The 15,496-nt window shown below is 64.1% G+C and carries 14 protein-coding genes; 5 read left to right on the top strand and 9 right to left on the bottom strand.

Annotated features, from left to right (window positions below; translation table 11 throughout):
* Positions 1-24 precede the first annotated feature (24 nt).
* Together PQQ53_RS09155 and PQQ53_RS09150 are read left to right on the top strand one after the other, a co-directional pair.
* Positions 25-618, top strand: a complete 594-nt coding sequence (locus tag PQQ53_RS09155) for a short chain dehydrogenase (RefSeq protein ID WP_408139319.1) — start codon at positions 25-27, stop codon at positions 616-618.
* Positions 619-870: 252 nt separating this feature from the next.
* On the top strand, positions 871-2,457 hold the full coding sequence (locus PQQ53_RS09150; RefSeq protein ID WP_408323760.1) for an inorganic phosphate transporter: 1,587 nt from the start codon (positions 871-873) through the stop codon (positions 2,455-2,457).
* A gap of 97 nt (positions 2,458-2,554) precedes the next feature.
* Here the strand turns inward: PQQ53_RS09150 and ppk2 are convergent, their stop codons facing one another.
* Positions 2,555-3,481, bottom strand: coding sequence for a polyphosphate kinase 2 (gene ppk2 / locus PQQ53_RS09145; protein WP_408139322.1), 927 nt, complete (start codon positions 3,479-3,481; stop codon positions 2,555-2,557).
* 209 nt (positions 3,482-3,690) lie between these two features.
* Positions 3,691-4,089: a VOC family protein gene (locus tag PQQ53_RS09140; RefSeq protein ID WP_408139324.1), complete on the bottom strand. Its 399-nt coding sequence runs from the start codon at positions 4,087-4,089 to the stop codon at positions 3,691-3,693.
* A gap of 272 nt (positions 4,090-4,361) precedes the next feature.
* On the opposite strand from PQQ53_RS09140, the gene PQQ53_RS09135 reads away from it, so the two are divergent.
* Positions 4,362-5,405 (top strand): S1C family serine protease, encoded by a 1,044-nt coding sequence (locus PQQ53_RS09135; protein WP_408323758.1) that lies wholly within the window; start codon positions 4,362-4,364, stop codon positions 5,403-5,405.
* 45 nt (positions 5,406-5,450) lie between these two features.
* On the opposite strand, the gene ggt is transcribed toward PQQ53_RS09135, so the two are convergent.
* The 6 genes from ggt to PQQ53_RS09105 form a co-directional block, all read right to left on the bottom strand.
* Positions 5,451-7,184: a gamma-glutamyltransferase gene (ggt, locus tag PQQ53_RS09130; RefSeq protein WP_408139327.1), complete on the bottom strand. Its 1,734-nt coding sequence runs from the start codon at positions 7,182-7,184 to the stop codon at positions 5,451-5,453.
* Positions 7,185-7,461: 277 nt separating this feature from the next.
* Positions 7,462-8,865: an MFS transporter gene (locus PQQ53_RS09125; RefSeq protein WP_408152122.1), complete on the bottom strand. Its 1,404-nt coding sequence runs from the start codon at positions 8,863-8,865 to the stop codon at positions 7,462-7,464.
* A 227-nt stretch (positions 8,866-9,092) separates the two neighbouring features.
* Positions 9,093-9,857, bottom strand: a complete 765-nt coding sequence (locus PQQ53_RS09120; protein ID WP_408323756.1) for a phosphocholine cytidylyltransferase family protein — start codon at positions 9,855-9,857, stop codon at positions 9,093-9,095.
* A gap of 27 nt (positions 9,858-9,884) precedes the next feature.
* Positions 9,885-10,904 carry a lysylphosphatidylglycerol synthase domain-containing protein gene (locus tag PQQ53_RS09115; RefSeq protein WP_408323754.1) on the bottom strand — a complete coding sequence of 340 codons (1,020 nt, stop codon included), beginning with the start codon at positions 10,902-10,904 and terminating at the stop codon, positions 9,885-9,887.
* On the bottom strand, positions 10,901-11,716 hold the full coding sequence (locus PQQ53_RS09110) for a HalD/BesD family halogenase (RefSeq protein ID WP_408151891.1): 816 nt from the start codon (positions 11,714-11,716) through the stop codon (positions 10,901-10,903). The genes PQQ53_RS09115 and PQQ53_RS09110 overlap by 4 nt, the downstream gene beginning before the upstream one ends.
* Positions 11,713-12,393: a CDP-alcohol phosphatidyltransferase family protein gene (locus PQQ53_RS09105; RefSeq protein WP_408323752.1), complete on the bottom strand. Its 681-nt coding sequence runs from the start codon at positions 12,391-12,393 to the stop codon at positions 11,713-11,715. The genes PQQ53_RS09110 and PQQ53_RS09105 overlap by 4 nt, the downstream gene beginning before the upstream one ends.
* Positions 12,394-12,631: 238 nt before the next feature.
* Here PQQ53_RS09105 and PQQ53_RS09100 point away from each other — a divergent pair, with 238 nt between their 5' ends.
* On the top strand, positions 12,632-13,063 hold the full coding sequence (locus PQQ53_RS09100; protein WP_408139337.1) for a hypothetical protein: 432 nt from the start codon (positions 12,632-12,634) through the stop codon (positions 13,061-13,063).
* Between the two features lie 37 nt (positions 13,064-13,100).
* Here the strand turns inward: PQQ53_RS09100 and PQQ53_RS09095 are convergent, their stop codons facing one another.
* Positions 13,101-13,637, bottom strand: a complete 537-nt coding sequence (locus PQQ53_RS09095) for a hypothetical protein (protein WP_408151889.1) — start codon at positions 13,635-13,637, stop codon at positions 13,101-13,103.
* Positions 13,638-14,266: 629 nt separating this feature from the next.
* Between PQQ53_RS09095 and PQQ53_RS09090 the strand changes: the two genes are divergently transcribed.
* The gene (locus tag PQQ53_RS09090) at positions 14,267-15,418 is read left to right on the top strand and encodes a porin (RefSeq protein WP_408323750.1); all 1,152 of its coding nucleotides are present in this window, start codon (positions 14,267-14,269) and stop codon (positions 15,416-15,418) included.
* Positions 15,419-15,496: the final 78 nt, after the last annotated feature.

The following is a 15,496-nucleotide window of genomic DNA, read 5'->3' as shown; positions in this document are numbered from 1 at the left end:
CGCGTTTCCCCGTCAGGAGGATGTATGCGAGTACTTATCGTCGGTGCAACGGGTCTGCTCGGCGGCGAAGTCGTGAAGCTGCTTTCGCCCGAGCACGACATCGTCACCGCCAGCCGCAAGGGTTCCGATCTGCATGTGGATCTGTCGGACAAGGCAACGATCGAGTCGATGTACCGCCAGGCCGGCACGCTCGACGCCGTGATCTGCACGGCGGGCTCGGCGAAATTCGCGCCGTTCGCGTCGCTCTCCGACGACGACTTCTCGTTTAGTCTTGCCAACAAACTGATGGGGCAGATCAACCTGGTGCGTTGCGGCGCGGCCCACGTGTCGCAAGGGGGCTGCTTCACGCTGACGAGCGGGGTGCTCGCGCAACAACCGATGGAAGGCAGCGCGGCGGTAAGCGTCGTCAATGCGGGTGTGGAAGCCTTCGTGCGTGCCGCGGCGCTCGAATTGCGCGGCAAGGCTCGCGTCAATGCGGTGAGCCCGGGCTGGGTCGCCGAAACGCTGGAGTCGATGGGCCGCGATCCGTCGCAAGGCGTGCCGGCCGCGATGGTCGCGCAAGCGTACAAACGCACGCTGGGGGGCAGTGAGAGCGGGGAAGTGATCGCGGCTTCGTAGCCGCGTTGTGCGCTCGCTTGATAACCGCTCCTGGCCGCTGCTTCGCAAAAGCTGACATCCGGTAGCGCTTTTCGGCTATCCAACCACTGCTATCCGCCATCCGGCAAGCGTTCAACCGATACAGTGCGCCGCCAGAACCCGCGCCATTCCCCGCGCTGACGTCTCGCGCCGCGCGCTCACGCCCCTGTCATCATTGCGACACACCGCCCCCGCAGCATCGGAAGTTCCGCGACAAACTTCAGGGCTTATGCCATGCCGGAACTTTCGTATCCGCAGCCAGCCGCTGCAAGCGGTAAAGGGCGCAATCTCAGCCTGTTCATCTTCCTCGCCGTCATCGCGGTCGGCGCGGTCTACTGCGCCATCCATTTACTGGACGATTTGCAGCCGGTCCGCGAAAGCTCGTTTCTTCCCTACCTGCTGCTCGGCGTCGCGCTGCTGATCGCGCTCGGCTTCGAATTCGTCAACGGCTTCCATGACACCGCCAACGCGGTCGCCACCGTCATCTACACGCACTCGCTGACGCCGAATCTCGCGGTCGTGTGGTCCGGCGCGTGGAATTTCCTCGGCGTGCTGACGTCGAGCGGCGCGGTGGCCTTCGGCATCCTGCAGTTGCTGCCGGTCGAACTGATTCTGCAGGTGGGCAGCAGCGCCGGTTTCGCGATGGTGTTCGCGCTGCTGATCGCCGCGATCATCTGGAATCTCGGCACCTGGTACTTCGGACTGCCGTCATCGAGCTCGCATACGCTGATCGGCTCGATCATCGGCGTAGGGTTGATGAACCAGCTGATGCACGGCACCGACGGGACGAGCGGGGTCGACTGGACTCAGGCGCTCGGCGTCGGCAAGTCCTTGCTGTTTTCGCCGCTGGTGGGCTTTCTTGCGGCCGGTTTGCTGCTGCTGATCCTGAAAGCCGTGGTGCGCGTGCCCGCGCTCTATGCCGAACCGAAAGGCAAGGAGCCGCCGCCGTTCTGGATTCGCTGCCTGCTGATTCTGACCTGTACGGGCGTGTCGTTCGCGCACGGCTCGAACGACGGCCAGAAAGGCATGGGCCTCATCATGCTGATCCTGATCGGCACGGTGCCGACCGCTTATGCGCTGAACAAGGCGGTCACGCCCGCCGAAACGCAAACCTTCGTCGCGGTCGCGCAGCAAACCGCGGCGACCCTCGCCCACTACACGCAGGGCGCCGCGCCTTCCACGAATCCGCGCGCCGATGTCGAAGCGTTCGTGCGCACGCGCCAGCTGACGCCCGCCACGCTGCCGGCGTTGCAGCAATTGACCGAACAGATCGGCTCCCAGGTCGGCGCGTCGGGTTCGATGGCCGCCGTGCCGCAAGGCAGCGTCGATAACGTGCGCAACAACATGTATGTCGCGTCCGAAGCGATCCGTCTGATGCTGAAAGCGCAACAGCCGGCCTTCGCGCCGGAGCACGCCAAAATCATCGGCAACTTCAAGACACAAACCGATCACGCGACCAAGTTCATCCCGACGTGGGTCAAGGTCGCGGTGGCCATCGCGCTGGGGCTGGGCACGATGGTCGGCTGGAAACGCATCGTCGTCACGGTCGGCGAAAAGATCGGCAAGCAGCATCTGACGTATGGACAGGGCGCCTCGGCCGAACTGGTCGCGATGGTTACGATCGGCGCCGCCGACATGTACGGCCTGCCGGTCTCCACGACGCACGTGCTGTCCTCAGGCGTGGCGGGCACGATGGCCGCTAACGGCTCAGGCCTGCAATGGGCCACCGTGCGCAGCCTGATCCTCGCGTGGGTGCTGACGCTGCCGGTGTCGATCGCCCTGGCGGCGGGCTTGTACTGGGTGTTCCGGGCGGTGTTCTAGATTCGCCGAGCCGGGTGGCCAGTCTCGCGGCTGGCCGCCCGGAACGAAAAAAGCGCGGCCCAGCCGCGCTTTTTTCATTGAACCGGAGAGGGTCCGCTCAATACACCTCGGGCACGATCATCGATTCGGGCACGGGCTGACGGCTGTACTCGTCGTGATAAACGCGCGCCGGCAATTCGATGCCCGGATGCTCGATCTCGTGATACGGCACCTGGCTCAACAGATGTTGAATACAGTTCAGCCGCGCACGCTTCTTGTCGACGGCCTGCACGACCCACCACGGCGCCTCGGGAATATGCGAGCGCTGCAGCATCACCTCTTTCGCCTGCGTATAGGCTTCCCAGCGGCGCCGGCTCTCCAGATCCATCGGGCTCAGCTTCCACTGCTTCAGCGGATCGTGAATGCGGTTCTGAAAGCGGATTTCCTGCTCTTCGTCGGTAATCGAAAACCAGTACTTGAGAATCTGCACGCCGCTGCGCGCCAGCATCTTTTCGAATTCCGGCACCGAGCGGAAAAACTCTTCGTACTCTTCGTCGCTGCAAAAATTCATCACGCGTTCGACGCCCGCGCGGTTGTACCAGCTACGGTCGAACAGCACCATTTCGCCGCCCGCCGGCAGATGCGACACGTAGCGCTGGAAGTACCACTGCGTGCGCTCGCGATTGTTCGGCGCGGGCAGCGCCGCCACGCGGCACACACGCGGATTGAGCCGCTGCGTGATGCGCTTGATCGCGCCGCCCTTGCCCGCCGCGTCGCGTCCTTCGAAAATGACCACGAGCCGATGACCGGTTTGCACGATCCAGTCCTGCAGTTTGACCAGTTCGCCCTGCAGGCGGAACAGCTCGCGGAAGTACATCTTGCGCGCTTCGCGATGCTCGGGCGTGAAACCGTCCGCCCCGTCGATGATGCGGTCGTCGACCTCCATCTCGAGTTCCTCGTCGTACGCATCGATGAGATCTTCCTCGAAACGGCGTTGCCGCTCTGCCAGCCATTCGGCTTCAGGTCTCGGGTCCTGCTCTTTCATTGCGGCTCTCCTGGCAACAGAAATGGTTAGGCGCGCGGCGGCACTCGCGACGCGGACGCGTTCGATTATCGAAGCGCCAGGTGTCAGCCGTGTTACCGCTGCGGCCATCCGGACGGCTGCGCGGCGGCGGGCGCGTGCGCTGCACGCGTGCGATCGGCACGCGTCATGGATAGTGACGATGATAGCGAGTTTCGCGCGCGCCCCCGACGCTAACGCAGGGGCCGCGCGAAGCTGAGCTCGTGGCCGTCCGGATCGGTGAGATGGAAATAGCGCTCGCCCCACGGCGCGTCGGATGGTTCGAGCGACGGCCTCAGGCCTGCGGCCAGTGCCTTGCGGTAAAGCGCATCGACGTCGGAGACGTAGAAGATCACGCGTCCCCACCAGTTGACCGGCGCGCGCGTATCGACGATCAGGTTCAGGTACGCGCCGCCGAACGCGAAAGATGTAAACGCCTCCTGCGGACCGCCGTATTTCATCGGGAAACCGAGCGCTTCATAGAACGCTACGGCACGCGGCATATCGCCGGTGGCGAGCGTGATCGCGCTGAGCGATTCGATGCGCGGTTCTGTCGGCGCGTCGGACGAGGATGAGGGTGTGGATGCGGGCATACGTGTCTCCTTCTCGGCGTAGTCGGAACGCGGGCGGCGGCTGATGACGCGGCGCCGGTGGGCGGTGGCGCCGGCAGCATCGACGGCAGCCGCCACGTTGATCACGTCGGCTCGCCACGCGCGTCGTCCGCCGCATCGCTCACCTCACCCACGCACGCACCCACGCACGAGGGAAGTGTCTCACAGCGGGCCGACCACCCCGCCCCCGCGCGCGCCCTTGAAAACCCCAATCGCGCCCTGCATGTGCGATTCCGTTTATCCGGAGCATCGCCATGGGAAGCCGTCCACGCTTCATCGATGACCTGTCGCGCGCCGCATCCGACGCCCCCGGGCCCCACTCGCTCAACCCCTTATCCGACGACGCCCTGCTCGACGCCTATTCCCGCACCGTGATCGGTGCCCTGGAACGCGTCCAGCAGGCGGTCGCCTTCATCTCCGTCGAACGCCGGCTGCCCGGCGAGCCGTCCGGGCGCGGCCGAGGCGCGCGCGGCGGCACCGGCTCGGGTTTTCTGTTCACGCCCGACGGCTATCTGCTCACCAACAGCCACGTCGTCCACGGCGCCACGCATATCCAGGTGACGCTCGCCGACGGTGCGAAGTTCGACGCCGATCTGGTCGGCGACGACCCCGGCAGCGATCTGGCCGTGCTGCGGATCGGCTCGCCGGAGCCGCTGCCGCACGTCGAACTCGGTGAATCGTCGAAGCTGCGCGTCGGGCAGATAGCGATCGCCGTCGGCAATCCGCTCGGCCTCGCGCAAACGGTGACGACCGGTGTGGTGTCGGCGCTCGGCCGCTCGCTGCGCTCGAACTCCGGCCGCATGATCTACGACGTGATCCAGACCGACGCCGCGCTCAATCCCGGTAACTCAGGCGGTCCGCTAATCAATTCGGCGGGCCAGGTGATCGGCGTGAATACCGCGATCATCCCCGGCGCGCAGGCGATCTGCTTCGCGACTGCTATCGATACGGCCAAGTGGGTGATCATGCAGATCTTCGCGCACGGCCGCGTGCGGCGCGCGTATGTCGGGGTGGCGGGCACCACGACGCCGCTGTCGCGGCGCGTGCAGCGGTATTTCGGCTTGAGTTCGGAGAGCGGCGTGCACGTGATGGAGATCGTCAAAGGCAGCCCGGCCGCGCTCGGCGGTCTGCGCACCGACGATACGATCGTCGCGATCGATGGGCTGAGCGTGCAGGATGTGGATGGCCTGCAACGCACGCTCGACGCTTCGCGTATCGACAAGCCGGTCGGCGTGACCGTGCTGCGCGGTGCGCAGCGGCTCGAACTGACGTTGACGCCGGTCGAGCAGGTGAGTTGAGGAAAGCGGCCGCCGCCAACACCCGGCGGCCCCAAACCCCAACGCTTACTGAATCACCCGCGTCACCCCACGGCCACGCGGATCAGCAGCCGCTTGCGGCGTATCGCCGTTGACCTTGATCGCCTGGATGTCGCCGCTGAAATCCTGCCCCTTCAGCGTGTAGCCCTTCGCTTCGATCTGCTGCGCGAGTTCACCGTCGATCGGCTTGTACGGCTCCCAGAAGATCGTGTTCGGCGGCAACAGCTGATGATGAAAGCGCATCGCGCCGACGGCTTCCGGCAACGGCATGTCGTAGTCGTACACGTTGTTGATCACCTGGAAGATCGACGTGAAGATGCGCGAGCCGCCCGGCGTGCCGATCACGAGCGCGACCTTGCCGTCCTTCGTCAGAATCGTCGGGCTCATTGACGAGAGCGGGCGCTTTTTCGGTTCGATCGAATTCGCGTCGCTGCCCACCACACCGAACATGTTCGCGACGCCCGGCTTCGCGGAGAAGTCGTCCATCTCGTCGTTCAGCACGATGCCAGTGCGGTCCGCCACCACGCCCGAGCCGAAATAGCCGTTGATGGTGTACGTGTTCGAGACCGCGTTGCCCCACTTGTCGATCACCGAAAAGTGCGTGGTCTCCGCTTTCTCCGGCATGTTGGTGCCGAGACCCGGCTGCACGCTCTTCGTGTCCGACGGTGCGTTCGGATTGACTTCGGCGGCGCGCCGGGCGATGTACGCGTCGCTCGTCAATTGCGCGACCGGCACCTTGTAGAAGTCGGGGTCGCCGAGATACTGCGCGCGGTCGGCGAACACGCGCTTCTCGATCTCGGCGATCAAGTGCACGTATTGCGGCGAATTGAGCGGCACGTCCTTGAAGTCGGGCGCGAGGTCGGCCTTCATCTTCAACAGTTGCACGAGGCCGATGCCGCCCGAACTCGGCGGCGGCGCGGTGTACACGCGATAGCCGTTCCAGTCGGCCTGGATCGGTTCACGCCACACGGCTTTGTACTGCTGCAGATCGGCCTTCGTGATGAGCCCATGACCGCGCATCGACGCGGCTATCAGATCGGCCGTCTTGCCCGAGTAGAAATCCTTCGCGCCCTGATCCGAAATGCGCTGCAGCACCGCGGCGAGATCCGGCTGCTTGAAGTTGACGCCCTGTTTCAGATTGGCGAAGTACGTGTCGAAGTTGGTCTTGCCCGCGAAGTCTTTCGCGGCCGCGTCACGACGCTCCTGCAATTGCTCGCTGACTTCGAAGCCGTCGCGCGCGTAGTGAATCGCCGGCGCGAGCACCTGCTTCCACTTGAGCTTGCCGAAGCGGCGCTGCGCCTGCCACATGCCATCGACGGTGCCCGGCACGCCCACCGCGCGATAGCCGAACAGGCTCATGCCCTTGATGACCTCACCCTTATCGTCGAGGTACATGTTCTTCGTCGCGGCGAGCGGCGCGCGCTCGCGATAGTCGAGGAAGTACGGTTTGCCGTCGACATAGAGCGTCATGAAACCGCCGCCGCCGATGTTGCCCGCTTCCGGATACGTCACGGCAAGCGTGAAGGCGATCGCGACGGCTGCGTCGACGGCATTGCCGCCTTGCTTGAAGATCTGCTCGGCGGCGTCGGCGCTGTACTTGTCGGCCACCGCGATCGCGGAGGCGGTGAGAATAGCGGGCTGCGCTTTCTCGGGCGCCTTCGCAATGGCCGGCGTGGCCTCGAGGAAACCAGCCGATACGGTAACGAGTGCGACCAGCGCGAATCCGCTGGCTGAAGCTTTGGCGTTGCGGAACAACCTCATTGAATACCCCCAGGACGACTGTTTCATCTGACGACGATTCAAGCTGCCTTGGGCTTATAACATGCGAAGTGACGCTTTGCGAAGTCGCAACAATTCGTAGGGCGCATGTTGCGGTACACAAAAAAGGGATACCGCGAGCGCATCGCAAGGGGTGACGGCGGCGTGACTCCGGGAGAGACGAAGTAGCGGACGCATCGATCATCGGCGGCAACGCTGAGGCGTCGATGCGACCGGAAACACAACGCCATCGCCCATGACCACCCCACCCGTTCACCCTTCACGCACGCCCGCGACTACCTCGTGCGATTTCATCGCCGGCGTCTCGCGGCAAACGCGCGGTGACCGGAATCGACATGACCGAGAACAGGCCGACGACGAGAAACGCCGGCCAGAAGTCCGAGAACACGATGCTCGAATGGCCCTGCACGTTGTGCGAAATCTGCAGCACGATACCCGCGATCGTCACACCGAGTCCCAATGAAATCTGCTGGATCACGCTCGCCACACTCGTCGCGCGGCCGACGTCGCTGCTCGGAATATCCGCATACGCCAACGTGTTCAGCGACGTGAACTGCAACGACGGAAAGAAGCCGCCGAACAGCACGACACACCAGATCAGCCAGTGCGGCGTGCCGGGAAAGAACAACCCGTACACGGCGATGGCTGCGCCCGCGCAAGCCGCGTTGAACATCAGCACGGTGCGAAAGCCGAAACGTCCGAGAATGCGCGACGCCGCCGCCTTCATGAAAATCGATCCGAACGCGGATGCGCAGGTGATCGACCCCGCTCTGAACGCGGTCATGCCCAGACCTTCCTGCAACGCGAGCGGCAATAGAAACGGCACCGCCCCGAGCCCGATGCGAAACAGCGAACCGCCCAGCACGCTTGCATGAAAACTCGGAATGCGCAGCAGCCGCAGATCGAGCACCGGCAATTCGACACGGCTCGCGTATAGCGCGTACAGCAACAGCAGCACCACACCGGCCACGCACATGCCGATCGACGCGCTCGTCGGCACCAGTTCGCCGCCCACCAGCGAGAGCCCCAGCATGAACAGCGACGCGCCGCTCGCGGACAGCAGGAAGCCGGTCCAGTCGAGCCGGCCCGGATGCGCTTCGCGCACGTTGGCGATGTGCCTGTTCGCGAGCCAGATGCCCAGCAGACCGATTGGAATATTGATGACGAAGATCAGACGCCAGTGCAAATACGTCGTGATGAAGCCGCCGAGCGGCGGTCCGACCACCGGCCCGAGCAAGGCCGGCACCGTCAGATAGTTGACCGCGCGAATGAACTCGGACTTCGGCACCGAACGAAAAATGATGATGCGGCCCACCGGCACCATCATCGCGCCGCCGATACCCTGCACGAAGCGCGCGACCACGAAGGTGCCGAGCGACGTGGAGGCCGCGCACATCAGCGAGCCGGCCATGAAAACGCCGATCGCCGTGCGAAACACCGTGCGCGAACCGAAGCGGTCGGCCACCCAGCCGCAGATCGGGATGAACACGCCGAGGCCGATCACATAGGCCGTGACCGCGAGCTTGAGGGTGATGGGATCCTGGCCGAGATCGCGCGCCAGAACCGGCAGCGACGTCACGATGACCGTGCCGTCCACGTTTTCCATGAACATCGCGCACGCAACGATCAGCGGAACGATGAAGGCGCCTAAAGCGAGAGGCATTGGCATGACGACGGGCTGCTAGGCCGTCGAGGTAAAGCGTCGATTATGGCATTGCAGCGGCGACATGGGGTGGTGCGCGAGGGCTTTCGTGCAGTTACGCAGCGCACGTGCGCAACTGCGTCGTGCGTCCTGCGGCGGGTGGGCACAACGCAACGAAGGTGAAGCGGCGTACAGCCGGTTCACCTTCGCGATACAGCGGGATGCAGCGGGCTACCGGCGCAAGCCGCTTAGCGCGACGCGCTGACGAGCGGTTGCAGTTGCGGCAGGATCTCAGTGCCCGCGCGGGCAACATCGTTCGGGAAGTCGATTTCGATCCACGGCGCGCCGGTCACGTCGGCGGTATCGAACACCTGGCTGCGCTCCAGCAACAGGTCGCGCACGGCTTCCTCGTGCGGCATGTTGGCCCGGCCGCTGTCGATATAGCCCGCGACGATCTCGGCGAAACGTTGCGCGGCTTCCTGGCGGAAGCGGAAGAAGCCGACCGACTCGCCGATCGTGTCGTACTCGAGATTGACCGCGAGCTGCTTGCGCAATTCGACCGGCACGCCGTCTTTCAGACACAGCTTGACGGGCTCGTCGCCGGCTTCGAAATCACGGTCGATCAGCAGGCGGTTGACCGTCTCGCCCGCTACCAGCGCACTCAGAATGCGTTCGTCGTAGAGCACGTCGGCGTCCATCAGCAGCACGTCGCCACCGCGCGTGAGCGCGTCGGCCACCGTATGCACCGTCAGCACGCTGCCCAGATCGAAGCGCGGGTTCAGCACGGTTTCCACCTTGTGCGGCCAGTTGATGCGCTCCAGTTCCGCCTGCACCGATTCCGGCTGAAAGCCGAGCGCCAGCACGACGTCGGTCACGCCGGCGGTTTCGAGCATCTGCAGATGCCGTTCGAGCAGGCTCATGCCGTCGAACTGCAACAGACACTTCGGGAACTGAGCTTGCGGCGGTTGCTGAAGACGCAGGCCGAGGCCCGCCGCGAGGATGATGGCACGCATGCGCGGTCCTTTGAAAAAATACGGAGATTAATCGGCAACCGGCACGCGCGCCGTGGCGCGCCGCCGTTGCCAGCTTCTTTCGCTGAAGTGCAAAACCACCAGCCCCGGCAAGCCGAGCAGGATTTCGCGCGCACGCTTGGCGAGCGACAACGCCAGCGCCGCATCCGGCGGCAATCCGACCAGCGGCGCGAGCAGGAGATAGCCGCCCTCCTGCACGCCGAGCGAGCCCGGAATCATGAACGCCGCGCCGCGAATCGCCTGCCCGATGCTCTCGAGCAACAGCGCGTCGATCCAGTCGACCGGATGGCCGAGAAAGCGCAGCGCGAGCCACACTTCGACCGTGCCGACGATCCAGCCCACGAGACTCAACGCGAAACTCGCCGCCACCTTGCAACGCTCGCGGTACAACGCCTGCACGGCGGCGTCGACGGCTTCCGCGCGCGTCATCAGCGAGGACCAGTCGCGCTTGCCGAAGACCTTCGAGACCACGCCGAGCAGCCGGCCGAACAGGCCGCGCCGCTGCGCATAGTAAAAGCCGACGATCATCGCGCCGAGCACGCCGGTGGCGATCAGCGTCGCGGTTTGCAGGTCGTGCAGCGCGCCGTTCGCGGCATACGCGCCGAACAGCAGCAGCCCGCCCAGTGCGAAGACGATTTGCGCGAGCGCCTGCGCGGTCGTGCTGACGGTGATCGCTGCGGCGGCATCGCGCATGCGCATGCCGCGTTGCGAGAGTTGCCGCACCATGACGACCGGGCCGCCGATCTGTCCGGCCGGCAACAGGCTATTCACCGATTCGCCGATCCAGCGCGCGAACAGCGCGTCGCCCAACGACAGATTGCGATGCGCGCCATCGCGGCGGCGCTCGAACAACACGGAGATCGCGGCGGCGTCGAGCACCAGCGGCACGACGTGGAACGCCGCGACGAGCGCGAGCCCCCAGCCGGCCGCGAGCAGCGTCGAGGCCACTGAGCCGAAGCCCTGCCAGGCGAGCAGGCCGACGAACAGCGCCGTGCCGATCGACAGCAGAAGCAGGGCCGCGCGGCTCATGCGCGGTCCTTGCCGCGCGCGGCGAGTTGACGGAACACCTGGCGGAAACCGAAGTACGCGATGGCGTCCTTCATGTTCGAGATGAAGCGGCGCCACGGCCGCATGTTCGGGTCCGTGACGTATTCGAACGTAAGCGACACGCGCATCTCGTTCGCGCCGGCCGGCGTGACGCGGTGGCGCAGCTTGTCGCCGTCGAAAAACACGAGGCCGCCCGGCGGAATCTGCACCGAGCCCGGCTGATCCGGCACGTCCGGATTGCGCGTGTGCAATTCGTAGTCGAGCCGGCAGGACGAGTCGTCGATCACGCCGAGCAGCAGCGTGTAGCGGCGGCCGTCATAGTACGAAGTATCGTAGTGCCAGCCGATGTGGTCGCCCGGCCGCGTGTAGTAGTACAGCGCGTACGCATGCGGGTCGTCGAGCGGCGAGACCTGCAGCTTGTCGCCGCTCAGTTGTTCGAGCCAGCCGATCAGCTCCTTCGAGCGATACAACTCGGCGATGAACGGCGCGAGGCGGTCGATCGTGTGCCGGCTGACGCTGCCGCCCTGCTTGTGACCCGGCAGGTAGTTGCGGTTCACCTCGTCGAGCAGCGCACGCGCGCTGTGGATGAGCTGCGCCGTGACTTCGGGCGCGAGAAAGTCTTCCAGATAGAGGAACGCGTCCTGAGCGGCGAAGTCTTTGCGCAGACGCGGGGTGTCGAACGTGCGCGTGCGGTTCGCGACCGCGCGGTCGGCATTCGGCGCGCCCGGCGCCGCAGCGCAAGCAGCGTCGGCGGAGACCGCTGCGATCACGTCGTCTTCGGCGTGCGTACTCATTCGCTAGCCCACATTTGACTGGTTTCGGAAGCCCCCGCGGTGCGGCGCGCAACGCGCCAGTAGTCGATCACGACCCACGCGGCGAAGAGCGGCGCGCCGATCGAGGCAACCACCACGAAGGGCATCACGACGTTCGTCAGGGTGACGATCGGCAGCAGGTACAGCACGTCTTCCGTTTCGAATCCGCCGGCCGATGCCTGCCTGGTGCCCGCCTTGCCCGCCATTTCCTCGATGCGCATGCGCAGGAAAAAGATCAGCGCGACCGCCACGCCGGCCACGGCACCGAGCACACCCGGCGCGACCTTCAACCCACCGATCTGCGAGGCGCCCACGCCGACGCCCATGCCGACAAACAGCATGACGGTGACGAGCGCGTCGCACGCGAGGTCGTAAAAATGACCGATCCGGCTCGACTTGCCGCCGATGCGCGCGAGTTCGCCGTCCGTGTGATCGACGAAATTCGACAACACGATCAGCAGCGCGCCCGCATTCGCCCACGCGAATTCGCCATGAGCGAGGCACAGCGCGCCTGCCACGCCGATCAGCAGACGCAGCGTGGTAAGGTGATTCGGCGTAACCCAGGTGTTCACCAGCGGAGTCACGAGCCGGCGGGCGAGCCGGGCGTCCCACGTGCGAGGCGGCGGGACGTTATTTGGAGTTTGGGGTTGCGAAGTCATAACCCGGAAATATATACGGGATCATAAAATATTGCTTTCATCCCGTACGTTTCTTTGAGACGCGTTCGTTACCGGCGTGTGTCCAACGCAAAGCAAGATTTGCCGAATCGCGATACAGTGCGAATCCAGTTGCGCCTGTCACGCGGAATCCCTTCGATACGCAACGTCTTTCGGTCTAAACCCCGCGCCGCCCCGCGTTGCAAAACCACGACATCGAACCCGGCGCGACTCACCGCTTATGAAACGTTTTATTTCTTCTGCACTCCTGCTTCTGGCGGCCGCGCTGCCGATGCGCGGTTTCGCGGCGTCGCTCGACACCGCGCTCACCTGCAATCAGAGCGGCCATCAGTTCATCGCCGACCTCGCGCAGCAGGAACTCATCGACCCGAAACCAACGCGCGTTGAACCGAATTCGATCAACGCATTCTCGCCGGCGTCCGGCGCCGATCTGAGCGCGTTCGGTTTTCATGTGTTCGCGGTGGTCGGCTTCGAAAAGGACGATCCGCTGTTTCGCGTCGGCGATGGCGAGCCGCTCGCACGCTCGGCCTACGGCGTCGTGGTGTTCGGCAGCGAAGCCAAAGTGCGCAACGCGCTGGCCGGAACCGGCAGCACGGCGATCGTGCATCACGTGGCGCCGCTCATCACGGCGATTTTCTGCAAGCGGAGTTGAGGTTCGAGCGCGGCAACCGCGGCCGAACCGCGCGCCCCTAGCCCGGACGACGAAACTCGTTTTCGACCCACGCCGCCGCGCTCGCCTTGCTGAGCTTGAAGTTGGGCGCGACCTGCACCTGCGCGAGCTGTTCGCCGAACGCATCGAGCGCGGTCAGCAGCGCGTACGGCTCGAGTTCATCGGGGACGATGTCCAGCGTGATGTCGAGTTCGTCATTCCCGTCGGCGCTCGCGACCCGCACTTCTTTATGCAATTGCGCGCGCAGTTGCTGCTCATGACGGCGCAGCACTTCCGACGCGGTCTTCACTAGCGTGTTGAACGCCGAGGTGTCGAGCGGCTTCGGATCTTTCTTGTTGCGGCCCATCGTCCACGGTCCGACGAGCGCGGGTTCCGCTTCGCCGTCCTTGATCATTTCGACGGCCCAGCCTTCGTCGTCTTCATTCTTGATGACGCGCGCGGTCCAGCCGTCGTCGCGCCACAGACGCGCTTCGTGGACGCTTTCGTCCAGCCCGGGCGAGCCTTCCGTCGTGAGATCGGCAGCGGTGTCGGACGATGGAAGGGGTGTATCGGTCATTACAGGTTCACTCAGGTTCGCGGGGCAAAAACACATCTCAAGCACGCGATTCTACCTGCCCTGCGCGCGCTGGCCGCGCCCCTCTGACGAACGGACAAGTCGTGGCGAACCCATTGTCCAGCGAAATACATTACTTCCTTATTCGCCGGACCTTATAAAGCCATTATAAAAAGCTTATAAAAAAAGACGCGACCCGAAAGCCGCGCGTAGAAATGAAAAAAGACACCCTTGGTCAGAGGGATACGGAATTGTAGAGCCGCAATCGATCAAGATAGACCATGCAATCCGGAAGAGTTCATTGCAGAAAAAGGAATAAATCATCATTCATTCGGCAATACGTTGTAATACCCGCCAGGACCGGCTGAGCGGACGCGTCGCGAGCCAGCAACACCACTGCGATTGACCTGCCCATTTCAATTTCCTAAACAGGCAGTTTTTCTTTTATTTTTCCCGCACTTATGCAAATCCAGATCGGCCATTACGGATTTGAGAATTCATTGTTGTGTCTTATGAGATTAAAGATCTGAATGGCAGGAATACACTTCGCTGCGAATCGTCAGGCAGCCGGCGCCATCGGCTGTAAGTACTCGAATGCGATTCTCCACGCACTGTCCCGGAGTTATCTGAACATGAAAAAAACCCTCATCGCAGCCGGCCTCATGGGCGCGTTCGCGGTCACCGCGCACGCACAGAGCAGCGTCACGTTGTACGGCTCGCTGGACGCCGGCCTCGTGTATTCGAACAACCAGGGCGGCCACAGCAATTGGCAACAAGGCAGCAGCTCGATGTCGAACACGTATTTCGGTCTGCGCGGCAGCGAAGACCTCGGCGGCGGTCTGCACGCGATCTTCACCTTGGAAAGCGGCTTCAATCTGAACAACGGCCAGAACTCGGAAAGCGGCACGCTGTTCAACCGCAAGGCTTTCGTTGGGCTGCAGAGCGATCAGTACGGCACGCTGACACTCGGCCGTCAATATGATTCGATGGTCGACTACCTGTCGCCGCTGTCCGCTACGGGCGCGGGCTACGGCAACAACCTCGCCGCTCACCCGTTCGACAACGACAATCTGGACGCGTCCTTCTCGGTCAAGAACGCGGTGAAATACACGAGCGCGAATTACGCGGGGCTGACGTTCGGCGGCCTGTATGGCTTCAGCAATGCGGCTGGCCAGTTCGCGAACAACCGTGCATGGAGCGCCGGCGCTTCGTACGACAACGGCCCGTTGAACTTCGCGGCCTCGTACCTGCAACTGAACAATTCGGGCAGCTCGAACCTGGGCGGCGCCGTATCGCAAGGCAACGGCACTGCGGCGATCGCCGCGAACCTGCAGCGCTCGTTCGGCGCGGGCCTCAACTATACGTACGGCCCGGCCACCGTCGGCTTCGTGTACACGCACACGCAACTGGACGGCATCAGCGGCGTGAATGTGGGCGGCGTCACGCTGCCGGGCGTAGCGGGCACCAACCTGCGTCTCGACAACTACGAGTTGAACGGCCGTTATGCACTGACGCCGGCGCTGAGCCTCGCGGCGGCGTACACGTTCACCGACGGTAGAATGACGGGCTCGAACGGCACCGGCGATCCGAAGTGGCACACGGTGTCGCTGCAAAGCGACTACGCGCTGAGCAAGCGTACCGACGTGTATGTGGAAGGCGTGTACCAGCATGCGTCGGGCGAGCTCGGCAACTTCGGCGCGAACGTCGCGGCAATCAATACGCTGGCGCCGTCGTCGACGGGCAATCAGGTCGCCGCGGCCGTCGGTCTGCGTCACCGCTTCTAAGTTCTCCACGCAGTACCCGCGGCGCGAATCTATCCTTTCCCGCTGCATTTCGACCCGCGCGTGACACGATCACATCGC

Origin of the sequence: Paraburkholderia strydomiana (genome assembly GCF_046030495.1) — a bacterium.
GTDB lineage: Bacteria > Pseudomonadota > Gammaproteobacteria > Burkholderiales > Burkholderiaceae > Paraburkholderia > Paraburkholderia strydomiana_A.
The sequence above is the reverse complement of the archived record's forward strand: the minus strand, read 5'-3'. Positions and strand labels throughout refer to the sequence as shown.